Raw genomic sequence first — 24,756 nt, forward strand, 5'->3', positions numbered from 1 at the left:
TCCGGAGGCCCGTTATGGCACCTCCGCAGAGGAAATATGGAGTTTCGCGGCGCGCCTTCAAGGGCGGGAAAGCGAAGCCAGAGCGGCAGCTTGGCGATGTCTCCCGGCGTCTAGGTCGCGCTGGGGAGAACCCGGTCGGGCGGCCGGTGGCCGTCCATGAACATCTTGACGTTGATGAGCACTTTCTCGCCCATATCGACGCGGCCCTCGCGCGTCGCCGAGCCCATATGCGGCAGCAGCGTTACCTTGCCGGCTTCCGCGAGCTTGAGCAGCCGTTCGTTGATGGCGGGCTCATGCTCGAAGACGTCGAGCCCGGCACCAGCGAGCTCGCCCGCTTCCAGCATCTCGATCAGCGCCGTTTCGTCGATGATCTCGCCGCGGGCGGTATTGACCAGAATGGCTTGCGGGCGGAGCTGCTGCAGCCGCCGCGCCGACAGCAGATGGAACGTCGCCGGCGTATGCGGGCAATTCACCGAGACGATGTCCATCCGCGCCAGCATCTGGTCGAGCGATTCCCAATAGGTCGCCTCGAGTTCTTCCTCGATCGCGGCGGCGACGTGGCGGCGGTTATGATAATGGATTTGCAGGCCGAAGGCCCGTGCCCGGTAGGCGAGCGCCTGGCCGATACGGCCCATGCCGACGATGCCCAGTCTTTTGCCGGTGATTCGCGTGCCGAGCATCCAGGTTGGCGACCAGCCGCCCCAATGTCCGTGCGGGATGACCTCCGCGCCTTCGACGATGCGCCGCGCCACGGCAAGAATCAGCGCCATCGTCATATCGGCGGTGTCCTGCGTCAGCACGCCCGGCGTATTGGTGACGGTGATGCCGCGCTTGGCGGCCGCGGCGACATCGATATTGTCGACGCCATTGCCGAAATTGGCGATGAGCTTGAGTTGGCTGCCGGCTTGTTCGATGAGCGCGGCATCGATCCGGTCGGTCACGGTCGGCACCAGGACATCGGCGCTGCGCACGGCCGCGATCAGGTCCTCCTGGCTCATCGGCTTGTCGTCGATGTTGAGCCGGGCGTCAAAAAGCTCGCGCATCCGCGTCTCGATCACGTCCGGCAACTTGCGCGTGAGGACTACGAGCGGTTTTTTCTTGACCATCCTGCATCCGTCCGTGAACCGCGGCACCCGCCCGTCGCGGGGCGCGGCCTTCACGCGGCCTTAACTCAGCGCAACGCACTTAATAAGGCGGCCAAGCTGCGAGGTCGCGCGAAATTTCCCGCGCCTCTCTAGCAGATGGTGGTCCAAACACAAGAATGGTGGATGGGCCCAAACCGGGTCGACCAATGGATTTTGGCGACATAAAAACGGCGGCATCGGCCGTCTCTGGTGACGCGACGCGGATTGGACAATGAATCGCCTGGATATGGATCGTCGCCTTCTTCTGCTGCGCGGGATTTTGCGGGGAATTTTGATTCTCGGGCTCGGCCTCGCCACGTGCGTTGCGAGCCTGCCCGGCCGGGCCGCCGAGACGGCCGACGCCAATGGACAGACGGTCGGCTCCGTCAGCGGACTTCCCGTGCCGCGGTTCGTCAGCCTGAAGGCCGACCGCGTCAACCTCCGCGAAGGCCCCTCCAAGGACCACCGCACCACGTGGATCTACCAGAGGGCTGGCCTGCCGGTCGAAATCACCGCCGAGTTTGGCATGTGGCGCAAGGTCCGCGATTCCGACGGGACCGAGGGCTGGGTGCTCCACAACCTTCTGTCCGGACGCCGGACGGCCATTGTCGCGCCGTGGAAAAAGGACACGATTTTCACGATTTACAGCCGCCCCGCCGACAACGCGGCGCCGCTCGCCCGCCTGCAGCCGGGCGTCATCGGCGCGATCAAAACTTGCGATGGCGGCTGGTGCGAAATCTACGGCGACGGATTCGACGGCTACATCCGCCAGGATGTCCTCTGGGGCGTCTATCCCAACGAGAAGATTGACTGACGCGCGCCAGAACGCCGCAAGATGGCGGCGCATCATAAAAATTGTTCCAAATTGGCCTGTGGTGGCTTTCCCGCGCCTGTAGCGGCTCTGGCACCGGCGGAGGCGGAAAATCGCCGGCGTCCCCATCGAGGCCCCGCCAGACCCTTTCAGCCCGGCCCGGCCTATGTTAGAAGCCGCCATCTTCGCTCGCGTGGGTGCGCCTTCGGGGCGAATCCTCGAACGCGAAAGATATGATGAGCGAGCGACGCTCCAGCTTCGATTACGAAGACCTCATTGCCTGCGGCCGCGGCGATCTGTTCGGCCCCGGCAATCCGCAATTGCCGCTGCCGCCAATGTTGATGTTCGACAGGATCGCCACCATTTCCGAGCAGGGCGGCGCCAATGGCAAAGGCACGATCCGCGCCGAATTTGCGATCAAGCCGGATCATTGGTTCTTCGGCTGTCACTTCAAGGGCGATCCGGTCATGCCGGGCTGTCTCGGCTTGGATGCGCTGTGGCAATTGCTCGGCTTCTATCTCGGCTGGCTCGGCCTGCAGGGACGCGGCCGGGCGCTTGGCGTCGGCGAGGTGAAATTCACCGAGCAGGTGCTGCCGACGGTCAAGCGGCTGATCTACGGGGTCGATCTCAAGCGCGTCTTCAATACCAAACTGGTGTTGGGCATCGCCGATGGTTGGCTCGAAGCCGATGGCCAGCGCATCTATCATGCGACGGATCTTAAAGTCGGCCTGTTCAAGGCCGCACCATCATCGGCAACCTGATTCACACGCGCACGCCGACGGTTTTCAGGGCCGCCTCGCCGGCCTAAGCGGGAGATTGGAATGAGACGCGTCGTCGTCACCGGAATGGGCATCGTCTCCTCGATTGGGAACAATACCCAGGAGGTGCTCTCCTCGCTGCACGAGGCCAGATCCGGCATCGTCAGGGCCGACAAATACGCCGAGCTTGGCTTCCGCAGCCAGGTGCATGGCGCGCCGACGCTCGACCCGGAGCATATGATCGACCGCCGGGCGCTGCGCTTCCACGGCGGCGGCACCGCCTGGAACCATGTCGCGATGGATCAGGCGATTCTCGATGCCGGACTTTTGGCCGAGGAAATCTCCAACGAGCGGACCGGGATCATCATGGGGTCCGGCGGCCCTTCGACCCGCACCATCGTCGAATCCGCCGACACCGCCCGCACCAAGGGTCCGAAGAAGATCGGCCCCTTCGCGGTGCCGAAGGCCATGTCCTCGACCGCCTCGGCGACGCTCGCCACATGGTTCAAGATCAAGGGCGTCAATTATTCGATCTCCTCGGCCTGCGCGACCTCGAATCATTGCATCGGCAATGCCTACGAGATGATCCGCTACGGCAAGCAGGACCGGATGTTCGCCGGCGGCTGCGAGGAACTGGACTGGACGCTGACCGTCCTCTTCGACGCGATGGGCGCACTCTCGTCTTCATATAATGACCGGCCGGAGGTCGCCTCCCGCGCCTACGACAAGAACCGCGACGGTTTCGTCATTTCCGCCGGCGGCGGCGTGCTGGTGCTCGAGGAATTCGAAGTTGCCAAGGCGCGCGGCGCGAAAATCTATGCCGAGATCGCCGGCTATGGCGTGACCTCCGACGGCGCCGACATGGTCGCCCCCTCGGGCGAGGGCGCGGCGCGCTGCATGAAGATGGCCTTGCAGGACGTCAAAGTGCCGATCGACTATATCAACCCCCATGCGACTTCGACGCCGATCGGCGACTTGAAGGAGATCGAGGCGATCCGCGCCGTCTTCGGCAACGAGGACAAGTGCCCGCCGATCTCGGCCACCAAGTCGCTGACCGGCCACGCCCAGGGCGCGACGAGCGTGCATGAGGCGATCTATTCGCTGCTGATGATGCAGGCCGGCTTCATCTGCAAGAGCGCCCATATCGAGGAACTCGACCCCGCCTTCGCCGACATGAACATCCTGCGCGAGCGCCGCGACAATGTGAGCCTGCGCGCCGTGCTCTCCAATTCCTTCGGCTTCGGCGGCACCAACGCCTCGCTCGTTTTCAAGCACATCGATGCCTGATCAGCGCCAAGGCGAGCGTCAGGGCTTGATGCAGGGCAAGCGCGGCCTCGTCATGGGGGTCGCCAACGATCATTCGATCGCCTGGGGCGTCGCCAGCGCGCTCGCCAAAGAGGGCGCGGAGCTTGCCTTCACCTATCAGGGCGAGGCGCTGGGCAAGCGCGTCAAGCCGCTGGCGCAGAGCCTCGGCTCCTCGCTGGTGCTGCCGTGCGATGTCGAAAACCTCAACGATGTCGACGCGGTCTTCGCGGCGATCGCCGAAACCTGGGGCTCGCTCGACTTCCTCGTCCATTGCATCGCCTATTCCGACCGCAACGAATTGCGCGGCCGCTATGCCGACACGTCGCGGGAGAATTTCCAGCGCACGCTGCTGATCTCCGCTTTCTCCTTCACGGAGGCGGCCAAGCGCGCCGCCGCTCTGATGCCCAACGGCGGCTCGCTGCTCACGCTGACCTTCGGCGGCGCGACACGTGCCATGCCCAACTATAACGTCATGGGCATCGCCAAGGCGGCGCTGGAAGCTTCTGTGCGCTACCTCGCCACCGATTTCGGCCCCGTGGGCATCAGGGTGAATGCGATCTCGGCCGGGCCGGTGCGCACGCTGGCGGGCGCCGGCATCACCGACGCCCGCGCCATGTTCAATTACGAAAAGCTGCACGCACCCCTGCGCCGCGCCATCACCATCGAGGACGTCGGCGGCGCGGGGCTCTACCTCTTGAGCGACCTTGCCCGCTGCGTCACCGGCGAGATCCATTATGTCGACGCCGGCTACAGCATCATCGCCATGCCGCGGCCGGAGCGTCTCAAGCTCGACCCGCAGGCCGAGGCGGAGGGCGGCTGAGCCCATGCGGCTTTATTCGGAAAACTCCTCGCCGTTTTCCGCGCCGGTGCGCATCGCTATTTATGCCAAATCCCTCGATATCGAGATCGTCGCCCCGCCCGGCGGCCTGCGCTCGGCCCAATATCACGCCATCAATCCGCTCGGCACGATCCCTTGCCTCATTCTCGACGGGGGCGCCCGGCTGCCGGAATCCTCGGCAATCATCGAATATCTCGAAGAAAAATTTCCCCAGCCTCGGCTGTTGCCCGAGGGCGCCGAGGCGCGCGCCAATGTGCGGCTCCTGCAACGCATCGGCGAATTGCACATCGCCGCCCAGACAGTCGAACTCGCCCAGGCCGCCCCCAATACCGAGGAAAGCGCCACCCGGCTGACACGGCTGGTGCGCGGGCTCTCGGCGCTGCAAACCTTGTTGAGCGGCACGCCTTTCGCCGCCGGCCCGGAGCTGACACTGGCCGACTGCCAATTGGCGCCAGCGCTTTTCCGCGTGCCGCGCGTCGTCGCCCCGCTGGTCAATCGCGACCTCATCGCGGCCTACCCGGCGGTGGCCCGCTATGTCGAAACCAGCCGCAAGCACCCGGCCGTCGCGCGCGTGCTCGACGAGCTCGGCGCCGCGCTCGACAAGTGACTTCGGGAGACTTGGAGCGTAGCCCGGGCAGGAAAATCGCCGGGCGTGGCGCGCAGGACACAACCTCGACGGCCATTTTGCCGTATTTTTAAGACACCTATCGCAAGGTCGACGTTTCCGCAGGCGGGGTGCCATCCGCCGGGCTGGTGTCGCCTGGCGCGCATCGCTGATCTCGCAGGTAAGTTTCATGAGCCTCATCAATCGTCGCAATCTTCTGCTCGGCGCCGCCACAGCGGGCGCTTCCTTCACCCTCGCCGGCTGTGTCTCGACCCAGTCGGGCCCCGGCTTCGAGGCCGATGCGTCCGTGCCGCAGCAGCCGGCGACTCCGCCCCCGGCGGCGCCCGCGGCGGACTTGATCGCCCAGGCCGACGAGACGAACGGGCCGATCAATTATTCTGCGATGTACGCCGGCTTTCAGGACGGCAATTTTCCGGTCCCGCCGGTCAAGCTTTCGCAGATCAAGAAGGGCTTCATGCGCAAGCTCGTCGATTATCAGACCGTCGAGCAGCCCGGCACGATCGTCATCGACCCTGCCGCGCGCTATCTCTATCACGTGCTGCCCAACGGCAAGGCGATGCGCTACGGCATCGGCCCCGGCCGCGAAGGTTTCATGTGGTCGGGCGTCGCCGAAATCCATTCCAAGCAGGAATGGCCGGACTGGTATCCGCCGAAGGAGATGATCGCCCGCGAGCCGCAATTGCGCAAAGAGCTCGCGCAATTACAGAGTGGCATCGGCATGCACGGCGGCCCGGGCAATCCGCTCGGCGCCCGCGCCATGTACCTCTGGCAGGGCAACAAGGACACGCTCTACCGCATCCACGGCACCGTCGAACCCTCGTCGATCGGCACGCATGCCTCCTCGGGCTGTATCCGCATGATCAACCAGGACGCGATCGACCTTTACCAGCAGACGCCGGTCGGCACCCGGGTCGTCGTGCTCGGCCATGCCCAGCCGAAGATGAGCTGACTGCTCGAAACGACTCTCTTGGCAGATGGGCCGACGCAGCTTAGATTCGCTGCGTCGTCAACCTATCGAAAGGAGGTGATCCAGTGTCTCAATGTCTGATCGCAAGGCCGCTGGAACTCACCGCCGCACTCGTCGCGGGGGCTCAGCGGCTGCGCTGACATTGCGGGCTCATCTTGGCAGCCCAACGAACAGGAAAGCTCCGGCGCAAGCCGGAGCTTTTATTTTGCCTGGTATGCCGCTTTATTCCTTGCCGTCGATCACCGCCCGCACCTTGCGGGCGAGTTGATCGAGGGTGAACGGCTTTGGCAGGAAGGCGGTGCCGGGATCGACGATGCCGTTGTGGACGATGGCATTCTGCGTATAGCCGGTCGTGAACAACACCTTCAGCCCCGGGCGCAAAGCGGTCAGACGCTCGGCAAGCTCGCGCCCGGTCATCTCCGGCATGATGATATCGCTGAAGAGAAGCGCGATCTGCGGATGCGCGTCGAATTTCTGCAGCGCCTCGGCCGGGGTTTGCGCGTGGATGACCGTGTAGCCGAGCTCGCGCAGGGCTTCGATGGACATGCGTTTGACGATGGGATCGTCTTCCACGACCAGCACGATCTCGTCGAGATGACCGTTCGGGATTTCAGAGCTTGCGCCTTCCGCCTCGAACGCAGAGGCCGCGCCGACATAGCGCGGCAGGTAAATCTTGACGGTGGTGCCTTCGCCCGGCTCCGAATAGATTTTAACGTGGCCGTTCGATTGTTTGATGAAGCCGAAGACCTGGCTGAGACCGAGTCCCGTTCCCCGGCCCGAGCCCTTGGTCGAGAAGAATGGCTCGAAGGCGCGCTCGACCACATCCGGTGCCATGCCGGCGCCGGTATCGGTGGCCGAGACCATCACATATTGGCCGACAGCAACCTCGTTATGCGCGGCGGCATAGCGTTCATCGAGATAGGTGTTGGCGGTCTCGATCGTCAGCTTACCGCCGTCCGGCATCGCATCGCGCGCATTGACCGCCAGATTGAGCAGCGCCGTCTCGACCTGCGCCGGATCGGCAAAGGTGCGCCAGAGGCCGCCGGCCAGAACCGTCTCGATCTGGATTTGCTCGCCGATCGTGCTGCGCAACAGTTCGGACATGCCGCCGACAAGCTTGTTGGCGTCAAAGACCTTCGGCTCGAGCGCCTGTTTGCGCGAAAAGGCCAGCAGCCTCGAGGTGAGCACCGCTGCCCGCTGCGCGCCCTCGCTGGCATTGGTGATGTATCTCCCGGTGCCGCCGGTGTCGCCGGCCGTGAGCCTGCGCCGCGCCAGATCGAGCGAGCCGACGATGATCGCCAGCATATTGTTGAAGTCGTGTGCGATGCCGCCAGTCAGTTGGCCGACCGCTTCCATCTTCTGCAATTGGCGGACCTGCGTTTCCGCCGCCCGGCGCACCGTGGCCTCCGCCTGCAGCCGGTTGTTGGCAAGCTGGAGCGCCGTCACGCGGCGGCGATTGTCGAGCAGCGTTCCGATCCCGAGCACGATGACGAGGAGGACGCTGCCGAGCAGCAGGGTGCTTCGGCTCGCGTTGAGCTGCGCCGCCTCGACCGACCGGTTTTCGAGAAGGTGTTCCTGTGCGGAATGCAGGGCGGCGAGCGTTTTGTGGATGCGATCCATCAATCGCCTGCCGCTGTCGTTGTTCACGATGGCGAGCGCCGCGGCGGGATTGTTGGCGGCACGCAAATCGATCGTGCTTTGCAGCTCCGCCAGCTTTTCCGCAGCCGCCGCGCGCAAATCCGTGAGTTCGGGCGTCGAACTGCCGCCCAGTTCGGATTGCAGCGTGTCGAGTTCCTGCGGAAGCGCGCGCCTCGCGAGATTATAGGGATCGAGATAGGCCAGCCGATTGGTGAGCAGATAGCCGCGCTGTCCCGATTCCGCGTCCGTGGTGAGGGTCTGAATACGTTCCAGCGTATCATTCACCTGAAACGTATGGCGGATTCGCGTATCGATTTCCTGTTGCTGGTGCGCGAGGAAGGCCGTGCTGACCGCCGCGATAAAGAGGAGAACGAAACCAATAAGCAGAGGAACCGATGAAATCAGGGATGCTCTGCGCGCCGGCATCTGCACGAAACTCCAACCCCGCTTGCCGGCAGGATACGCCAAGCTGCCCGTTCGTAAAGAAAACTTATTGAGGAAACAGGCGCCTAGAGACTCCGTCCGAAAAAGGCGCGGGATTTTTCAGGCGCGGGGCGATGACCGGCCGCCGTGGTCCCTGCGACCGGTTTGCGATAGACTCGACGAATGATGCGATTCTCTCCCGCCCCGGCGCTCGCCGCCGCATTTTTCCTCGCGCTTACCGTGACCCAGCCGGTCCGCGCCGATTTCCACTCCTGCGTCGCCGGCCTTGCTACTGAGGCAGAGGCGCACGGGGTTCCGGCGCAAGTGGCCGAGGCCGCGACGGCCAACCTGACCTTCAATCCGGACGTGCTTCAGGCTGAGCGCTCGCAGCCGGAATTCACCACGCCGATCTGGGACTATATCGCCGCTCTCGTCGATGACGAGCGTGTCGCCGACGGGCGCGCCGCCATCGCCAAATGGGGACATTGGCTCAACGTGGCCGAACAGCGCTATGGCGTCAGCGGCTCGGTGGTCGCGGCGATCTGGGGCGTCGAATCGAATTTCGGCCAGAATTTCGGCAACAAGCCGGTGCTGCAATCGCTGGCGAGCCTCGTCTGCTCCAACTCGATCCGGCCAAGCTATTACCATCGCGAATTCCTCGCCGCGATGCAGATCGTCGGCGAGGGCAACGCCAACCCGGCCAATTTCAATGGCTCCTGGGCGGGTGCGTTCGGCAATACCCAATTCATGCCCTCGACCTTTTTGCGGCTCGCCGTCGATCTCGACGGCGACGGACGGCGCGACGTCATCAATTCGGTGCCGGACGCGCTGGGCTCGACCGCGAATTATCTGCACCGCAGCGGCTGGATCCCGGGCCTGCCCTGGGGCTTCGAGGTGAAAGTGCCGCCGGGCTATCCGGCCCGCGATAGCTGGCGCGCCAGCAAGCAGCCGCTTGCGGCCTGGGCGGGGCGCGGTTTTACCCACATCAATGGCGCGCCGCTGTCCGGCGAGGGCGCTTATGGCCTGCTGTTGCCTGCCGGGCCACGCGGGCCGGCCTTTCTCGTGAGCCGCAATTTCAATGCGATCTTTTCTTACAACGCCGCTGAGTCCTACGCGCTGGCGATCGCGCTTCTGTCGGACCGGCTGCGCGGACACGGGCCGATCGTCACCCCCTGGCCGACGGACGATCCCGGCCTGTCACGCGCCGGCCGCCGCGAAGTCCAGCGGCTCTTGATCCAGCATGGCTATGACATCGGCGGCAAGATCGACGCGGTGCTGGGACATAAGACGCAAGAAGCGATCTCCGATTTTCAGCGCCGCTCCGGATTGAAGCCGACGGGCCGCGCCAGCCAATCGGTGCTCACGGCGCTCCGCAGCCATTGACAGGCATCAACAAATTAAATTTGCTCTGCGATATTACACGCCGCAGGGGCGATATCCGCTGCACGTATTTCAAGACCTTCGGCACTTCACTTGGAAGTGTTCCCGCAATCGCAAATTTCACCGGGAATTGACTCGCGCCTGACGCGGTCTGATTTAAGCTGCCGGGGCTGGGAAAAAGTAGCTTATATAAATGCTTTTATTGGGTTTTCTGCGACAGAGTTGGGTGATTGCGGGGCTCTTCGCGAGCACCGCCGCGCTTGCCGCGCCGACGTCCGGCGCCATCGGCGGCGTCGTTGAGCTTTTCACGTCGCAGGGCTGCTCGTCCTGCCCGCCCGCCGACCGCCTTTTGACCAAATTGGCCGGCCGGCCCGACACCGTGGCGCTGACCTTCGCCATCAATTATTGGGACTATATCGGCTGGAAGGATACGCTTGCGGCGCCGGAATTCACCGCCCGGCAGCAGGCCTATGCCAACAGCCGCACCGATCCGCACGTCTACACCCCCGAAGCCGTGATTGACGGCCTCTTTGATGCCGTCGGCAGCGACGGTGCGGCGATCGAAAAAGCCATTGCGCATGGCAAGTCCGGCGGCATGGCTCTGAGCGTTCCCGCGCATCTGCGCGAATCCGGCGGCAAACTGGAAATCGACATCGGCCGCGGCGCCGCCGAACCGGCGGGGATTTATGTGCTGCGGGTCGCCAGGACGCGCACGGTACTGATTTCACGCGGCGAGAACTCGGGTCGCAGCGTCACCTACACGAACGTGGTGCGCGCCATCCGCAAGGTCGGCGACTGGGACGGCGCGCCGCTGAGCCTCAACCTCACGGAATTGCGCAGCGACGACGAAGGCTATGTCGTCTTGTTGCAGCGTGGCTCGCTGGGGCAGCCGGGCGCGATCCTCGGTGCGGCCAAGAGTGAAGGTCTTTAATCTGCCGGACCGCCGCCAATCCGTCTCAAGCCGGAATTTTGCCCCGATCGCCGGTTTCATTCCACTGTCTCGCCCTCGCGCCTCGAAACAGGATATGTTGCCGGACATGATTCGCTGTACCCGCCTGGCTTTTGCGGCCACGCTTCTCCTGTCATGCGGCGCTGCCGCTGTCCCGGCGCGCGCGCAGGACGCCGCCCGCACGCCGTTCCTCGTCGCCGCCAACGATGACGATACGACCGGCTCGACCCACCATCACAAGACGGCGAAGACGAAGAAGACGACGACCAAGACAAGCGCCAAAAAGGGCAAGAAATCCAAGGCCGGCCACGCGGCCGAGGCGGACCACACCAAGCCGACGCAGGTTGGCAGCTACGGCGATTGGGGCGCCTTCGTCGCCGAGAACGGCGACGACAAGACCTGCTACGTTCTCGCCCAGCCCAAGAGCCGCGAGCCGGCGAATCTGAAGCGCGATCCGGGCTATGTGTTCATTTCCAACCGGCCCGGCGAGCACATTCACAACGAAATCTCGATCACCATGGGCTTCCCCATGAAGGACGATGGCGACGCCGAGGCCGATGTCGCGGGGACAACGTTCGATCTCGTCTCCAAGGGCCGCAACGCCTGGATCAAGAACCCGGCCGAAGAAGGCCATTTCGTCGCCGCGCTGCGGCACAATGCCAAGCTTATCGTCAAAGCCGCTTCCAGCCGGGGGAAGGTAACGACCGACACCTATTCCCTCGCCGGTGTGCGCCAGGCGCTCGACCAGGCCGCACACGAGTGCCACTGAGCCTGCCCGGGACGCTCCCGGCTTGCGAATTGGCAAGCTTTCCGGCCGAAGGCCTGCGGGCGAAAGATAACCGCGACATCTCCGCCTTTTAGCCGCCTTGTTCGGCGCCCGCCCGTGGCGCATAATGTGGCGGAAGGCGGTGCGTCCGGCCGACGCCGGAGGCATTTCCCGATCAATGACGTAAACGAAGTGACGGCGCCGGCCACTCACGAGGCCGCCACATAAGAAGTCACTGGGAGGAAGTATGTCTGAGTCTCTCGTCTATCCCGTGAGCGGGGAATGGGCGCATCGCGCCTTTATCGACGCAGACAAGTATCAGGCGCTGTACAAGCGTTCGATCAATGATCCGGACGGCTTCTGGGGTGACGAGGCCCGCCGCCGCCTCGACTGGATCAAGCCTTTCACCAAGGTCAAGAACACCTCGTTCGGCCCGGGCGACGTCCATATCAAATGGTTCGAGGACGGCGTCACCAATATCGCCCTGAACTGCATCGACCGGCATCTCGACAAGCGCGGCGATCAGGTGGCGATCATCTGGGAGGGCGATGATCCCTCCCGCAGCCTCAAGATCACCTATCGCCAATTGCACGAGCGTGTCAGCCGCTTCGCCAATGTGCTGAAGGCGCATGGCATCGAGAAGGGCGACACGGTCACGATCTACATGCCGATGATCCCCGAGGCGGCCTATGCGATGCTCGCCTGCGCGCGGATCGGGGCTATTCATTCCGTCGTGTTCGGCGGATTCTCGCCCGACTCGCTCGCCGGCCGCATCAAGGATTGCGGCTCCAAGCTGCTGATCACCTCTGACGAGGGCCTGCGTGGCGGCAAGAGAGTTCCGCTCAAGGCAAATGTGGATACGGCGCTCGAAAAAGTGCCGTTCATCGTCAACAAGGTCATCGTCGTGAAGCACACCGGCGGCGACATCCATTGGGAAAAGGGCCGCGACTTCTGGCTGCACGAAGAGATCGAAAACGTCTCGCCCGATTGCCCGGTGACGCCGGTCGGCGCCGAAGATCCGCTGTTCATTCTCTATACGTCGGGCTCGACCGGCACGCCGAAGGGCGTCGTCCACACCACGGCGGGCTATCTCCTCTATGCGGCGATGACGCACCAATATGTCTTCGACTACCACGACGGCGACATCTACTGGTGCACCGCCGACGTCGGCTGGGTGACCGGCCACAGCTACATTCTCTACGGGCCGCTCTGCAATGGCGCGACGACGCTGATGTTCGAGGGCGTGCCGACCTATCCGACGATCTCGCGCTTCTGGGATGTCGTCGACAAGCACAAGGTCAACACCTTCTACACCGCGCCGACGGCGATCCGCTCGCTGATGGGCGCGGGCGAAGAGCCGGTGAAAAAGACCAGCCGCGCCTCGCTGCGGTTGCTCGGCACCGTCGGCGAGCCGATCAATCCGGAAGCCTGGGAATGGTATTACAAGGTCGTCGGCGACAGCCGCTGCCCGATCATGGATACTTGGTGGCAGACCGAGACCGGCGGCCATCTGATCACGCCCCTGCCCGGTGTGACGCCCTTGAAGCCCGGCTCCGCGACCAAGCCCTTCTTCGGCATCAAGCCTGAGATCGTCGATGGCAGCGGTGTCGTACAGGAGGGGCCGGCCGAAGGCATTCTGGTCATCGCCGATTCCTGGCCCGGCCAGATGCGCACGGTTTTCGGCGACCATGACCGCTTCATCCAGACCTATTTCGCCTCATTCCCGGGCAAATATTTCTCCGGCGACGGCGCCCGCCGCGATGCGGACGGCGATTACTGGATCACCGGCCGCGTCGATGACGTGATCAACGTTTCCGGCCACCGCATGGGCACGGCCGAGGTCGAGAGCGCTCTCGTCGCGCATGAGCGCGTCGCCGAGGCCGCAGTCGTTGGCTTCCCCCACGACATCAAGGGCCAGGGCATTTTCGCTTATGTCACTCTGATCAACGGCCACGAGCCGAGCGACAAGCTGCGCAAGGATCTCGTCGCCTGGGTGCGGCAGGAAATCGGCCCCATCGCCTCGCCCGACATCGTGCAATTCGCCCCCGGCCTTCCGAAGACCCGCTCCGGCAAGATCATGCGCCGCATCCTGCGCAAGATCGCCGAGAACGAGTTTCAGGCGCTGGGCGATACGTCGACCCTCGCCGACCCGGCCGTCGTCGAGGACCTGATCCGCGAGCGCAAGAAGCTCTGAGCCAGGGCCGAATCGGCGCCACGTGCGGCGTCCGCGCCACACGGCAAGAGGATTTTAACGCGCCTGTGCAAAATAGACTCCAGCCCGCTGCGACACTCGCTATCGTCGCCGCGGACTGAAGTTTGTTTGTGCGGGGGGCGTTATGAGCACCTTGAGTCAGCGGGCTGGCATTGCGCCGGCCGTGTTCGCGTTCGTTGGTACTGTCATGCTCGGCGCGGTCGCGCCGACCCTAGCCGCGCAGCAGGACGTTCACTTCTCGACCGCCTATCCGGCCGGCGAGATCATCATCAGCCAGCGTCAGCGCGCACTTTATTTCACCGAGGGCGACGGCCGCGCCATCCGCTATCCGGTCGCGATCGGCAAGCGCGGCATGGCCTGGCTCGGCGAAGCCTCGGTCGAGGGTAAATATCTGGCGCCGAACTGGTCGCCGCCGGCCATCGTCGCGCACGATCATCCGTATCTGCCGCATTTCATCCCCGGCGGCTCGCCGCACAACCCGATGGGGGCGGCGGCAATCACCCTGTCGCGCTATCAGGTTGCGATCCACGGCACCACCAAGGCCATGCGCCGCTCGATCGGCACCGCCGCCTCCTATGGCTGCATCCGCATGTATAACGAGGACGTGGTCGACCTCTATCAGCGGGTCAATGTCGGAACGCCGGTTCTCGCTATTCCCTGACCTGTCCGCCGCGTCCCTTCCGCCCTAGAATGGTGCGGGAGGTGCGTTTGGCCCAGATTATTGAAACGAGCTGCGTGGTCGCCGGCGGCGGCCCCGCCGGCATGATGGCGGGACTGCTCCTCGCCCGCGCCGGGGTCGATACGATCGTGCTGGAGAAGCACGCCGACTTCCTGCGCGACTTCCGCGGCGACACGATCCATCCCTCGACCCTGCAGGCGATGGACGATCTCGGCCTCTACGATAGGTTTCTCGCCCTGCCGCACCAGGAGGCGACGATTCTTTCGGCGCAATTCGGCGACGAGAGCATTGCCATCGCCGATTTCTCGCATCTGCCGACGCGGGCGAAATTCATCGCCTTCATGCCGCAATGGGATTTTCTCGATTTCATCGCGCGCGAGGCACAAAACTATCCGAACTTCCGGCTCATCATGCACGCCGATGTGGATGATCTCGTTATCGCGGACGGCGTGGTGAAAGGCGTCAAAGCGCAGACGCTGCAAGGCCCGCTCGAAATCCGCGCCGCCCTGACCATCGGCGCCGACGGACGCCGTTCGAGCGTGCGCGAAAAGGCGGGGTTCACGCCAACGGATATCGGCGCGCCGATGGATGTGCTCTGGTTCAAGCTCACACGTCGCACCGGCGACACTTCGGAGCCTCTCGGCCGCATCGCCGCCGGAAAGTTTCTGGTGATGATCAATCGCGGCGATCAATGGCAATGCGGCTATGTCATTCCCAAGGGCGGCTTCGACGTCTTGAAAGCACAGGGCATCGATGTCCTGCGCTCCAGTGTCGCGCAACTCGCGCCCTTCATGGCCGACCGTGTCGCCGAACTCGCCGACTGGACCCATGTCAGTCTGCTGACGGTGACGGTGAACCGGCTGGCGCTGTGGCATCGGCCGGGCCTTCTTTGCATCGGCGATAGCGCGCATGCCATGTCGCCGGTCGGCGGCGTCGGCATCAATCTCGCGATTCAGGACGCCATCGCCGCAGCGAATATCCTGGCGCCGACGCTGGCACGCAAGGAGACGCCGAGCACTGCCATGCTCGCCGAGGTACAGCACCGGCGCGAACTGGCGGTCAAGCTCATGCAGGCGCTGCAGGTCTTTATCCAGAAGCGGGTGATCTCCAACGTTCTCGCTGCGCAGGACCGGCCGCTGCCACCGCCCTGGCCAATGCGGCTCTTCCAGTATTTTCCTTGGCTGCGGCGGATTCCCGCGCGCGTCATCGGCCTCGGCTTCCGGCCGGAGCGCGTGCGTGTGTGATGGCGGCCGCGACCGTCCCTGTGATAGAGAGCCCAAACCCTTCGATCCGGATCAGCCATGGACCGTCCCGAAATTTCCGAAGCGTTTTTTGCACTCGAAGCGCATCTCAGCGATTTTCATGATGTGACGATCGCCGATCTGTTCACGAAGGATGCGCGCCGCTTCGCCGATTTTCATGTCGTGCTTGACGATCTGCTGTTCGATTTCTCGAAGCACCGGATCGACCGCACGACGCTCAAGCTGCTCCTCGATCTCGCCCGCGCCGCGAAGCTCGAAGAGCGTCGCGCGGTGCTTTTCGCCGGCGCCACCATCAATCCGACCGAAGGCCGGGCCGCAATGCATATGGCCCTGCGCACTATGAGCGGCGTGCCGATGCAGGTGCAAGGCCGCGACGTGATGCCCGAGGTTCTGGCCGAACGGCACAAGATGCTCGCCTTCGCCGAAGCCGTGCGCGACGGCGGCCTGAAAACCGCGGCAGGAGAGCGCTTCGCCCATGTCGTCAATATCGGAATCGGCGGCTCGGATCTCGGGCCGGCGATGGCGGCGCGCGCACTCTCGCCCTTCGTCGCGCCGCATCTCGATCTTCACTTCGTCGCCAATGTCGATGGCGCCGATCTCGCCGACACGCTGAAGCGCGTCGATCTCGCGCGCACGCTTTTCGTCGTCAGCTCGAAGACATTCACGACGCTCGAGACGATGACCAACGCCCGCGCGGCGCGCCGGGCTGTGATCGACAGGCTGGGCGAAGCGGCCGTGCCGGCGCATTTCGCCGCCGTCTCGACTGCGCCTAAGGAGGTCGCCGCCTTCGGCATCCCGGAGGACTGCCGCTTCCTCTTCTGGGATTGGGTTGGCGGGCGCTATTCGCTCTGGTCGTCGATCGGGCTGTCGCTCGCCATCGGCATCGGCAAACAGAATTTCGAGGATTTTCTGCGCGGCGGCGAAGACGTCGACAATCATTTCACGACAACGCCGCTCGCCGAAAACATCCCCGTGCTGATGGCGCTGATCGAAATCTGGTATCGCGACTTCTGGGATTGTGCGGCGCAGGCAGTGATCCCTTACGATCAGCGGCTGGGGCGCTTCCCCGCCTATCTGCAACAGCTCGAAATGGAATCGAACGGCAAATCGGTCGATCTTTCGGGCGCGGCCGCAGGCACGTCCACGGGGCCGGTAATCTTCGGCGAGCCGGGCACCAATGCGCAGCACGCCTTCTTCCAGCTCTTCCACCAAGGTACCGAGATCGTCCCGGTCGATTTCCTCCTCGCGGCGGAACCTCTCGCGAGCGACCCGGCGCAGCACCCCTTGCTCGTCGCCAATTGCCTCGCCCAAAGCGAAGCCTTGTTCCGCGGCCGCACGCGGGCCGAAGTCGAAGCCAAATTGCGAGCGCAGGGCCTCGACGACGAAGCCATCGCGGCGCTGGCGCCGCACAAGGTCTTCGAGGGCAACCGGCCGTCGAGCACCTTCCTCTACAAGAGCCTGACGCCCCGCACGCTCGGCCGGCTGATCGCGCTCTATGAGCACAAGGTCTTCGTCCAGTCCGTCATCTGGAACATCGACCCCTTCGATCAATGGGGCGTCGAACTCGGCAAGGAACTGGCGCTGCGACTCGCGCCGCTCTCGGCCGATCCGGCGGCGGACACGACCGGCCTCGATGCCTCGACGGCAGGCCTGCTCGCGCATCTGCGCGCTTTACGCAAGACTTGAAGCAAGGCCGCGCTCGGCCCAAGATCGGCGCGAAGAATGGGGGACATCCAGCCGTGCTGAACTATTACAATCGCATCGCCGGGCAAAGCATCGAGCGGCTGGCGGCCATCAGCGATGGCGTCTTCGCCGTGGCGATGACGCTGCTGGTGCTCGATCTGCATACGCCCGCTGCGGAGGCGATCCACAGCGAGGGCGAGTTGTGGCGGGCGATCCTCGCCATCGCGCCGCGCCTGCTCGTCTACCTGATGAGCTTCCTGACGCTCGGCATTTTCTGGGTCGGCCAGCAGACCCAGCTCAACCATCTCGAACGCAGCGATCGCGACCTCTCCTGGCTGCATCTCGCCTTTCTGTTTTCGGTATCGCTGACGCCCTTCTCGACATCGCTGATGGCGGAATTCATCGCCTATCGTGTCGCGCTTGTCGTCTATTGGGCGAACATCCTGCTGCTCGGCATACTTCTGTATGCGAGCTGGTCTTATGCGATCCGTGCGCAATTGGTGAAGGCCGATGTGACGCAGGTCGTGCAGCAAGCCTTCAAGCGGCGCGTGATCGGCGCGCAAAGTCTTTACGCCTTCGGCGCCGCGCTCTGCCTGATCAACACCTATTGGGCGCTCGGATTCATTCTGCTCGTGCAGTTGAATTACGCGCTGGCGCCGCGGATCGGATTTTTACCGAAATTGTGAGGCCGGCAACAATGGCAGAGCGCGCGGCAAAGCAAACCGTTTCTATCCCGGATTGCTTCGCTGAGTTTGCCATCGGGCCGGCCGAAGGCCAGACCCGTTGGCTCGCAATGACGATTGTGTTGCCGCGCGCTTATTTCAGGTGCTTGGCGAGGAACTTGTTCAGTTCGAACATGGTGGCGGACTTCTTGCCGAAGACAGCCTGAAGCTTGTCGTCCGCAAGAATCTCGCGCTTGTTGGCCGGGTTCTGCAGCTTGTGCTTCTTGATATAGACCCAGACCTTGCTCACCACTTCGGTGCGGGGCAGCGGCTCGGCACCGACAACGGCGGCGAGTTCCTTGGAGGGCGTCAACGGCTTGTTGAAGGCGCTGATACCGGGCGCCGCCGTCTTCTTGGGGGCGGGGGCCTTGGCTTTGGTGGCAGTCTTTTTCGGTGCGCTAGGCATCGCTCTCTCTCCAATCGAATCGCGCGAACCAACACGGGCTCATTGCCCTAGTACCTAAAATCGCTGCGCTGGCAAACGGACCGCAAGCGGAATTGGCAATTTCGACCCATTTATTCAGGGCAATTCTTGCTCATTGCGCCGCACGCGCCGCCCCAGGGCGCCGAGAGCCCCGCAGGAGGCACCCCGAGGGCCATAGCCATGCGCAAATCGCATAGCTGCGCCTCCAAGGGGCGTTTTTCGGAGTCACTTCGCTTTCGCCTTGCTTTTCCGCCGCGCCAGCGTGCGCAAGCGCAGAGCATTGAGCTTGATGAAGCCCGCCGCATCCTGGTGATCGTAGGCGACGGCGCCGTCCTCGAAAGTGACGAGATCCTGATCGTAAAGCGAATAGGGACTCGAGCGGCCGACGACACCGACGGAACCCTTGTAGAGCTTCAACCGCACCTTGCCAGTGACGAACTCCTGCGACTTGTCGATCAGTGCCTGCAGCATCTCGCGCTCCGGCGAGAACCAGAAGCCGTTGTAGATGAGCTCCGCATATTTCGGCATCAGCTCATCTTTGAGATGCGCCGCGCCGCGATCGAGCGTGACCTGCTCGATGCCGCGATGCGCCGCGAGCAGGATCGTGCCGCCGGGCGTTTCGTACATGCCCCGCGATTTCATGCCGACGAAACGGTTCTCGACGAGATCGAGCCGGCCGATGCCGTTGACGCGGCCGAGCGCGTTCAAATGCGTGAGCAGAGCCGCCGGCGACAGAGCCTCGCCGTCGACAGCGACGGGATCGCCCGACTTGAATTCGATCTCGATGAAGGTCGGCTTGTCCGGCGCATCCTCCGGATTGACGGTGCGCGAGTAGACGTAATCCGGCACGTCCTGCGCGGGGTCTTCCAGCACCTTGCCTTCGGAGGAAACGTGCAGCAGATTGGCATCGACCGAGAAAGGCGCGTCGCCGCGCTTGTCCTTGGCGATCGGAATCTGGTTCTGCTCGGCGAAATTGAGCAGCGCGGTGCGTGAGGTCAGGTCCCATTCGCGCCACGGCGCGATCACCTTGATGTCCGGCTCCAGCGCATAATAGGCGAGTTCGAAACGCACCTGATCGTTGCCCTTGCCGGTCGCGCCATGCGCCACCGCATCGGCACCGACCTTGCGGGCGATCTCGATCTGCTTCTTGGCGATCAGCGGCCGCGCGATGGCGGTGCCGAGCAGATAAAGCCCCTCATATTGCGCGTTGGCGCGGAACATCGGGAAGACATAGTCGCGGACGAATTCCTCGCGCAGGTCCTCGATGAAAATATGCTCGGGCTTAATGCCGAGGAGCAGCGCCTTCTGCCGCGCGGGCTCAAGTTCCTCCCCCTGGCCAAGATCGGCGGTGAAGGTGACGACCTCGCAGCCGTAGGTCGTCTGCAGCCATTTGAGGATGATCGAGGTATCGAGGCCGCCGGAATAGGCGAGGACGACGCGCTTGATCTTTTTCGGATCGGACATTTTCTTCTCGAAGGAGGGTTTTGAAAGCGGCGCGACTATAGAGGGCGCGCTCAGGGGTGCAAGAGCCGAATGCGGCGCAATTGCCAATCCGTTCCGCAGGACGGGGACCGGACCAAAAAATCCTATCTCGCCCCCAGAGCCGTGACAAAACTCTCGAGCTCGTCCGCATCGAGATCGGAGATCGCCCAATATTTGAAGCCCCCAGCGGCCCAGTGTACCGTATTGTAGCCGTCAACGACCATTGCGTGTGGTGTCTCGACCTGATCCTGCCCGGCGCTCTGCGGCATTGCGACCAAAGTGATCAAGTGCTGCCGGCGTCGGTAGACGAGCGCCGGGACAGCATTGCCCGCGACGACCGCGACGCGGCCGCCGACGAGCGGGAACCCTTCGCCTGCAAGATCAATCGTCGGGGGCGACAACCCCAGCTTCCGGTCGAACCACGGTTTGACGGTATGGCGCTCGGAGGAAAGAACGTCGGTCTGGCTGGAGGCTAAAAGGCTCCGATGATGGTCATTCGCTATCTCGTCTTCAATGGCCGCATCGCTACGCGGCGCGGTGACGAGATAGGTGCCGGCGCTCGCCAGCAAGGCTGTCAGAACGAGGCAGGCGGCCAGCGCGCGCCAGTCTACGTGATCAAGCGACAAAATTCGCGCTCGCCCCGATGATGATTTGCCGCCCGCAATCGCCGTGATGCGGGCGGCAAAGTCCTGCGAAACCTCCTGCTTGGGCAGACCCTTGAGCCGATCCTTGAGCGCGACGATGCGCGCATATTCGTCGGCGAGCGCCGGATCGGTCTCGATCCGCGCCTCAAGCGGCAACGCCGCAGCCGCATCCAATTCCTGGTCAGCGAGTGCATGCAGAAGCAGATGATCTGCGGGCGAAATGCGTTTCATTGCGTTGCCTGTCCGAGTTGCGCGGCGAGTTGCTTACGCGCCCGCGACAGACGCGACATAACTGTCCCTATCGGAATCGACATCATCGCCGCGATCTCTTTGTAGCTCAGGTCATTTATATCATGCAGCACAAGCACTTCCCGATAGGGTTGCGGCAGGCTGCTGATCGCCGCTTCGATCAGAGTCACGTCGGCCTTCCTGATCAGATCCGCCTCCGGATCAAGCGCGAGATCCTCGTGAATGGCCCCCTGCGCCTCGCTTAGCTCGGCCGGCGTTCCCATAAGAACGAGATTCCTTGACCGGTTCTTCGCAAGCCAGGTGAAACAGGTGTTGCGCACGATGCTCAACAACCAGGCGCGTTCGCCGCGTCCATCATAAGACTGGATTGCCGAGAACGCCCGCACGCAAGCTTCCTGCACGACATCCTCAGCATCAAACCCATTCCCGGTGAGCCAGCGGGCAAGCGACAGCGCGTCCGCTAGATGCGGCACGACGATGTGCCGAAAACGTTCGGCAGCCGCCTCGTCGCTGTGCGCCAAATTAATGTTCCAATATACCGCTGAAGAGAGAATTCAGGGCATGACGGTGATCTTACCCCGCATGTGCGGATGAATTGTACAGAAATATGGGAACGATCCCGGCTTCACGAACGTGACGCTTGCCACGTCATCCGTATCAAGCGCCTTGGTCGCGAAGCTGCCGTCTTCTGCGGCGACGCGATGGGGAATGTCGTCATCGTTTTTGAAGGTCACCGTATCCCCAGCCCTTATGTGAAGATCGCTCGGCTGAAACGTGAAATTCGAGATCGAGACAGTCGCGGCGGCAGCAACCGGCGCGGTTCCGGCAACGAGCAATAAGACAACGACCAGGAAAGACTTTTCCGCACGCATGGCTTCCGCCTCCCGGCTTATGCGTCCGCCAGCGTGGTATCGGTCACCGCGAGGCGCTGCGAACCGAATTTGACCGCGACGCTGGTGAGGCCCAGGAACCGCCGCAATTGCGCTTCGGGAACCTTCATCGGGCCGGGTGACGGCGCCGCGCCGGGGGCCGGCTGCGGAAAAGCGGTCGACCGCGCGGTATGGAAAGTGACATCGCCTTCGACCTTTTGGATGATCTGGTGGATATGGCCGTTGAGAACAGTGACCGAGCCAAAGCGCCGTAATAGCTGCAGCACCTGCGCGCCGTCGTCGGTCCCCCATCCCCAATCGGCGTAGATCGTCCAGAGCGGGATATGAGCGAAGACGACGATCGGCGTTGAATTCGACTTGGCCTTGAGATCATCGGCCAGCCAAGCGAGTTGTTCCGCCCCGAGATAACCAAGACCGCCCGCCTTCAGATTGACGACGTTCACGAGGCCGACGAAGTGCACGCCCTGATGATCGAAAGAATACCAGCCTGAGCCCTTTTTTCCGGCGCCATAACGATCGAGATAAAGCTTGCCGTTATCTGCATCGATGAGGTCGTGTTCGCCGGGCACGTAATGCACATCGAGACCGGGTTCGCCGATAACTTGAGCGGCGGTATCGAATTGCTCCGGCAACGAGAGGTGCGTGATATCGCCCGTATGGATCATGAAGGCCGGCTTGACGCGCAAGGCCTTTACCTTGCCGATAGCTTCCTTCAGTGTATCAAGCGCATGGGGATTGGCCGCCTTGTTGAAGCCGATGTGGCTGTCGGAAATCTGGAGGAAGGCGAAGTCATCTATTTCCGCCGCGGCGGCGGTGTCATCGAGGAGACCGCGTGATTTCGGAACTCCGCCCGCAAGCGTCCAAAGCACGCCGGTCCCGGCCCAGGTCATGCACTCAAGAACCTTGCGGCGAGACGGATCGTTATTGTCGGTCATTCTGGTCTCCCTGCTTGTGCGTTGATCAGGAGACTCAGGTGGCGATGGATTTATTCCCGCCGCCGCGCACTTTTTTTTATGCGCGGCGAATGTGCAGCTTTTCAGCGTCCGGGCACCACGCAAAGAACGGAGCGGCGAAGCCGGACCTTCGATCCCCAAATCTCAAGATCGGCCGGCATGGCGTTCCGCCATATAGCGACCCGGCGAGGTGCCCAGCGCCTTTCGAAACATCGTCACGAAGCTCGGCACGCTCTCGTAGCCGAGGTCGGCAGCGACCTGCTGGATCGACGCACCGGCGGCGAGCCATTTCACCGCAAGCATGACGCCAAGCTGCTGGCGCCAGCGGCCGAAGCTCATGCCAGTTTCCCGGCTGATCGTTCGCGCCAAGGTGCGCTCGCTGAGACCCGCCCGCTTCGCCCAGACGTCCAGGGTTCCCCGATCCGCCGGCGCGGCCATCATCAAATCGACGATTTTGCGCAGGCGCGTGTCAGCCGGCATCGGCAGATGCAAGTCCTCGACTTGCGCCGCCGCGAGTTCGTCGAGAAGCACCGCCATCAAGCGCGAGTTCGCGCCGCCTTCTTCATAAAGGGCTGGCAGGTGCGCGGAGCGGATCAGAAGCTCGCGCAGCAGCGGTGTCACCGACACGGCGCAGCAGACCTCGGGCAGCCCCCGGCTGACAGCGGAATCGACGAAGGCAGCGAAACCTTCGAGCATACCCGACGCTTTGATGGCATGAAGTGCTCCGCCGGGTATCCACACGGCGCTGCGCGGGGGCACGATCCATAATCCACCTTCCACTTCGCAACTGAGCGCGCCCTGCTGCACCAGCAGGACCTGTCCCTTCATGTGCCTGTGGAGGTCCAGTTCAATCTTGCCGACTTCGGCCATCGCGGCCCCGAAGGCCACGACAGGACGGGGCACCTCGTCGGGATCAATCCAGTCGGACGGGGAGCTCAGGACAGGCACGGCGCGCCATCAGATCGGGAAGCGGGATTGGCGAGATTGGATAACATTCTGTCCAGACTTCGGAATGACGCCAAACCTTCCTCCCTTTATCCGATCGCTACGGACCAGTCGAGGCCCTTGTGGCCTTCGCAATCGGGAAGGGAAACTCATGAACATTCTGAGCAGCGGGCGTGTCGCCCGGATTCTGGACAGACTTCATCAGGACGCCGAGGCGTCGGACCGCGAGCATCTCCAGGCGATGATGGCGGCCATCGAGGCCCCCGGCACATCGGTTGAGCAGGTGGTCGCGGATATGATCGCCGAAGAACGGGCCGACTATCGGACGATTTATCGCCGCTACGCGGACAACTTTCTCGCCGTCTCGCCAGCCTATGGCCGCTTCCTCTACATGATCGCACGCGCCCGCAAGGCGACCCGGATCGTCGAGTTCGGCACATCGATGGGAATCTCGACGATCTATCTCGCCGCCGCGCTCCGGGACAATGGCGGAGGGCATCTGATCGGCAGTGATCTCGAGCCGGCCAAGGTGACGCGGGCGCGCGCCAACCTCGATGCGGCGGGCCTTGCCGATCTGGTGGAGATTCGCGCAGGCGACGCGCTCGAGACGCTCAAGGATGTGGGCGGCGAGGTCGATCTGCTGCTGGTCGACGGCGCATTCTCCCTTTATCTGCCGGTGCTGAAGCTGATCGAACCGCGCCTGAAGACCGGAGCCGTGATCCTTGGGGAGAACGCCTTCGACCCGGGATATCTGGATTATGTCCGCAATCCCGCGAACGGTTATGTCTCGCAACCGCTTCCGGTGGACGAAGGCCGCGGCAACGAATTCACCGTGAGAACCTCATGATCGCGACGGAAGCCAGTCAGCCGGTTCGGAAACCTTGCAAACCGGCCGCAGAAATGTATATTCCGCTTCGTTGTAATTCCTCATAGCGGTCATCGTCCGGTGATCGGGTTTTGAGAGTGGGCCGCCCGCCGGACCCGCTCTTTTTTATTGCCGCCGGCGGACGCGCGTTAAAACCGCAAG

Annotated in this window: 24 protein-coding genes; 15 read left to right on the forward strand and 9 right to left on the reverse strand. The window is 63.3% G+C overall.

Going from position 1 to position 24,756, the window contains the following annotated elements; all coding sequences use genetic code 11:
* Positions 1 to 110 precede the first annotated feature (110 nt).
* Positions 111 to 1,106 (reverse strand): 2-hydroxyacid dehydrogenase, encoded by a 996-nt coding sequence (locus tag CWB41_RS03220; protein WP_115837309.1) that lies wholly within the window; start codon positions 1,104 to 1,106, stop codon positions 111 to 113.
* 250 nt (positions 1,107 to 1,356) lie between these two features.
* On the opposite strand from CWB41_RS03220, the gene CWB41_RS03225 reads away from it, so the two are divergent.
* The 6 genes from CWB41_RS03225 (at position 1,357) to CWB41_RS03250 (ending at position 6,410) form a co-directional block, all read left to right on the forward strand.
* Complete coding sequence (locus CWB41_RS03225) at positions 1,357 to 1,938, forward strand: SH3 domain-containing protein (RefSeq protein WP_245441061.1); 582 nt, start codon at positions 1,357 to 1,359, stop codon at positions 1,936 to 1,938.
* Positions 1,939 to 2,171: 233 nt separating this feature from the next.
* On the forward strand, positions 2,172 to 2,696 hold the full coding sequence (gene fabA, locus CWB41_RS03230) for a bifunctional 3-hydroxydecanoyl-ACP dehydratase/trans-2-decenoyl-ACP isomerase (protein ID WP_115837418.1): 525 nt from the start codon (positions 2,172 to 2,174) through the stop codon (positions 2,694 to 2,696).
* A 60-nt stretch (positions 2,697 to 2,756) separates the two neighbouring features.
* Complete coding sequence (gene fabB, locus CWB41_RS03235; protein ID WP_115837308.1) at positions 2,757 to 3,980, forward strand: beta-ketoacyl-ACP synthase I; 1,224 nt, start codon at positions 2,757 to 2,759, stop codon at positions 3,978 to 3,980.
* The gene (fabI, locus tag CWB41_RS03240) at positions 3,973 to 4,818 is read left to right on the forward strand and encodes an enoyl-ACP reductase FabI (protein ID WP_245411328.1); all 846 of its coding nucleotides are present in this window, start codon (positions 3,973 to 3,975) and stop codon (positions 4,816 to 4,818) included. Before fabB ends, fabI begins: the two co-directional genes overlap by 8 nt.
* Positions 4,819 to 4,822: 4 nt before the next feature.
* A complete protein-coding gene (locus CWB41_RS03245) occupies positions 4,823 to 5,443 on the forward strand; it encodes a glutathione S-transferase family protein (RefSeq protein ID WP_165203960.1) in 621 nt (206 codons plus the stop codon).
* Between the two features lie 187 nt (positions 5,444 to 5,630).
* Positions 5,631 to 6,410, forward strand: coding sequence for a L,D-transpeptidase (locus tag CWB41_RS03250; RefSeq protein WP_115837306.1), 780 nt, complete (start codon positions 5,631 to 5,633; stop codon positions 6,408 to 6,410).
* Between the two features lie 240 nt (positions 6,411 to 6,650).
* Here CWB41_RS03250 and CWB41_RS03255 read toward each other — a convergent pair whose 3' ends face one another.
* Positions 6,651 to 8,492, reverse strand: a complete 1,842-nt coding sequence (locus CWB41_RS03255; RefSeq protein ID WP_115837305.1) for a CHASE3 domain-containing protein — start codon at positions 8,490 to 8,492, stop codon at positions 6,651 to 6,653.
* Positions 8,493 to 8,672: 180 nt separating this feature from the next.
* On the opposite strand from CWB41_RS03255, the gene CWB41_RS03260 reads away from it, so the two are divergent.
* From CWB41_RS03260 to CWB41_RS03295, 8 genes are all read left to right on the forward strand, one after another.
* Complete coding sequence (locus tag CWB41_RS03260; RefSeq protein ID WP_245411327.1) at positions 8,673 to 9,872, forward strand: lytic murein transglycosylase; 1,200 nt, start codon at positions 8,673 to 8,675, stop codon at positions 9,870 to 9,872.
* Between the two features lie 199 nt (positions 9,873 to 10,071).
* Entirely contained in the window at positions 10,072 to 10,800 is a 729-nt protein-coding gene (locus CWB41_RS03265) for a DUF1223 domain-containing protein (RefSeq protein ID WP_245441062.1), read from the forward strand.
* 106 nt (positions 10,801 to 10,906) lie between these two features.
* The gene (locus CWB41_RS03270) at positions 10,907 to 11,587 is read left to right on the forward strand and encodes a hypothetical protein (protein ID WP_129396386.1); all 681 of its coding nucleotides are present in this window, start codon (positions 10,907 to 10,909) and stop codon (positions 11,585 to 11,587) included.
* A gap of 244 nt (positions 11,588 to 11,831) precedes the next feature.
* Positions 11,832 to 13,778 carry an acetate--CoA ligase gene (gene acs / locus CWB41_RS03275; protein WP_115837302.1) on the forward strand — a complete coding sequence of 649 codons (1,947 nt, stop codon included), beginning with the start codon at positions 11,832 to 11,834 and terminating at the stop codon, positions 13,776 to 13,778.
* 142 nt (positions 13,779 to 13,920) lie between these two features.
* Positions 13,921 to 14,457 (forward strand): L,D-transpeptidase, encoded by a 537-nt coding sequence (locus tag CWB41_RS03280; protein WP_245411325.1) that lies wholly within the window; start codon positions 13,921 to 13,923, stop codon positions 14,455 to 14,457.
* 41 nt (positions 14,458 to 14,498) lie between these two features.
* Entirely contained in the window at positions 14,499 to 15,719 is a 1,221-nt protein-coding gene (locus tag CWB41_RS03285; RefSeq protein WP_342633314.1) for an FAD-dependent oxidoreductase, read from the forward strand.
* A gap of 57 nt (positions 15,720 to 15,776) precedes the next feature.
* Positions 15,777 to 17,423: a glucose-6-phosphate isomerase gene (gene pgi, locus CWB41_RS03290; protein WP_115837300.1), complete on the forward strand. Its 1,647-nt coding sequence runs from the start codon at positions 15,777 to 15,779 to the stop codon at positions 17,421 to 17,423.
* Between the two features lie 53 nt (positions 17,424 to 17,476).
* Positions 17,477 to 18,106 (forward strand): TMEM175 family protein, encoded by a 630-nt coding sequence (locus CWB41_RS03295; protein WP_115837414.1) that lies wholly within the window; start codon positions 17,477 to 17,479, stop codon positions 18,104 to 18,106.
* Between the two features lie 130 nt (positions 18,107 to 18,236).
* On the opposite strand, the gene CWB41_RS03300 is transcribed toward CWB41_RS03295, so the two are convergent.
* The 7 genes from CWB41_RS03300 to CWB41_RS03330 form a co-directional block, all read right to left on the reverse strand.
* Entirely contained in the window at positions 18,237 to 18,548 is a 312-nt protein-coding gene (locus CWB41_RS03300) for an SWIB/MDM2 domain-containing protein (protein ID WP_115837299.1), read from the reverse strand.
* A gap of 243 nt (positions 18,549 to 18,791) precedes the next feature.
* Positions 18,792 to 20,030 carry an argininosuccinate synthase gene (locus CWB41_RS03305; RefSeq protein ID WP_115837298.1) on the reverse strand — a complete coding sequence of 413 codons (1,239 nt, stop codon included), beginning with the start codon at positions 20,028 to 20,030 and terminating at the stop codon, positions 18,792 to 18,794.
* 122 nt (positions 20,031 to 20,152) lie between these two features.
* Positions 20,153 to 20,923, reverse strand: a complete 771-nt coding sequence (locus CWB41_RS03310) for an anti-sigma factor family protein (protein WP_115837297.1) — start codon at positions 20,921 to 20,923, stop codon at positions 20,153 to 20,155.
* Entirely contained in the window at positions 20,920 to 21,462 is a 543-nt protein-coding gene (locus CWB41_RS03315; RefSeq protein WP_115837296.1) for a sigma-70 family RNA polymerase sigma factor, read from the reverse strand. Before CWB41_RS03315 ends, CWB41_RS03310 begins: the two co-directional genes overlap by 4 nt.
* A gap of 33 nt (positions 21,463 to 21,495) precedes the next feature.
* Positions 21,496 to 21,813, reverse strand: a complete 318-nt coding sequence (locus CWB41_RS03320) for a cupredoxin domain-containing protein (RefSeq protein WP_115837295.1) — start codon at positions 21,811 to 21,813, stop codon at positions 21,496 to 21,498.
* 17 nt (positions 21,814 to 21,830) lie between these two features.
* On the reverse strand, positions 21,831 to 22,766 hold the full coding sequence (locus CWB41_RS03325) for a metallophosphoesterase family protein (protein ID WP_115837294.1): 936 nt from the start codon (positions 22,764 to 22,766) through the stop codon (positions 21,831 to 21,833).
* Positions 22,767 to 22,928: 162 nt separating this feature from the next.
* Positions 22,929 to 23,732: an AraC family transcriptional regulator gene (locus CWB41_RS03330; RefSeq protein ID WP_115837293.1), complete on the reverse strand. Its 804-nt coding sequence runs from the start codon at positions 23,730 to 23,732 to the stop codon at positions 22,929 to 22,931.
* Positions 23,733 to 23,880: 148 nt separating this feature from the next.
* On the opposite strand from CWB41_RS03330, the gene CWB41_RS03335 reads away from it, so the two are divergent.
* Complete coding sequence (locus CWB41_RS03335; RefSeq protein ID WP_115837292.1) at positions 23,881 to 24,576, forward strand: O-methyltransferase; 696 nt, start codon at positions 23,881 to 23,883, stop codon at positions 24,574 to 24,576.
* Positions 24,577 to 24,756 lie beyond the last annotated feature (180 nt).

It is taken from the genome of Methylovirgula ligni (assembly GCF_004135935.1).
In the GTDB taxonomy this organism is placed as follows: domain Bacteria; phylum Pseudomonadota; class Alphaproteobacteria; order Rhizobiales; family Beijerinckiaceae; genus Methylovirgula; species Methylovirgula ligni.

Bases quoted from the DNA above. Each gene is read 5' to 3' on its own strand.
- CWB41_RS03305 (WP_115837298.1), bottom strand. From the start codon at position 20,030: ATGTCCGATCCGAAAAAGATCAAGCGCGTCGTCCTCGCCTATTCCGGC.
- CWB41_RS03250 (WP_115837306.1), top strand. From the start codon at position 5,631: ATGAGCCTCATCAATCGTCGCAATCTTCTGCTCGGCGCCGCCACAGCG.
- CWB41_RS03225 (WP_245441061.1), top strand. From the start codon at position 1,357: ATGAATCGCCTGGATATGGATCGTCGCCTTCTTCTGCTGCGCGGGATT.
- CWB41_RS03320 (WP_115837295.1), bottom strand. From the start codon at position 21,813: ATGCGTGCGGAAAAGTCTTTCCTGGTCGTTGTCTTATTGCTCGTTGCC.
- CWB41_RS03255 (WP_115837305.1), bottom strand. From the start codon at position 8,492: ATGCCGGCGCGCAGAGCATCCCTGATTTCATCGGTTCCTCTGCTTATT.
- CWB41_RS03220 (WP_115837309.1), bottom strand. From the start codon at position 1,106: ATGGTCAAGAAAAAACCGCTCGTAGTCCTCACGCGCAAGTTGCCGGAC.
- pgi (WP_115837300.1), top strand. From the start codon at position 15,777: ATGGACCGTCCCGAAATTTCCGAAGCGTTTTTTGCACTCGAAGCGCAT.
- fabB (WP_115837308.1), top strand. From the start codon at position 2,757: ATGAGACGCGTCGTCGTCACCGGAATGGGCATCGTCTCCTCGATTGGG.
- CWB41_RS03260 (WP_245411327.1), top strand. From the start codon at position 8,673: ATGATGCGATTCTCTCCCGCCCCGGCGCTCGCCGCCGCATTTTTCCTC.
- CWB41_RS03300 (WP_115837299.1), bottom strand. From the start codon at position 18,548: ATGCCTAGCGCACCGAAAAAGACTGCCACCAAAGCCAAGGCCCCCGCC.
- acs (WP_115837302.1), top strand. From the start codon at position 11,832: ATGTCTGAGTCTCTCGTCTATCCCGTGAGCGGGGAATGGGCGCATCGC.
- CWB41_RS03335 (WP_115837292.1), top strand. From the start codon at position 23,881: ATGAACATTCTGAGCAGCGGGCGTGTCGCCCGGATTCTGGACAGACTT.
- CWB41_RS03270 (WP_129396386.1), top strand. From the start codon at position 10,907: ATGATTCGCTGTACCCGCCTGGCTTTTGCGGCCACGCTTCTCCTGTCA.
- CWB41_RS03325 (WP_115837294.1), bottom strand. From the start codon at position 22,766: ATGACCGACAATAACGATCCGTCTCGCCGCAAGGTTCTTGAGTGCATG.
- CWB41_RS03245 (WP_165203960.1), top strand. From the start codon at position 4,823: ATGCGGCTTTATTCGGAAAACTCCTCGCCGTTTTCCGCGCCGGTGCGC.
- CWB41_RS03280 (WP_245411325.1), top strand. From the start codon at position 13,921: ATGAGCACCTTGAGTCAGCGGGCTGGCATTGCGCCGGCCGTGTTCGCG.
- fabI (WP_245411328.1), top strand. From the start codon at position 3,973: ATGCCTGATCAGCGCCAAGGCGAGCGTCAGGGCTTGATGCAGGGCAAG.
- CWB41_RS03310 (WP_115837297.1), bottom strand. From the start codon at position 20,923: ATGAAACGCATTTCGCCCGCAGATCATCTGCTTCTGCATGCACTCGCT.
- fabA (WP_115837418.1), top strand. From the start codon at position 2,172: ATGAGCGAGCGACGCTCCAGCTTCGATTACGAAGACCTCATTGCCTGC.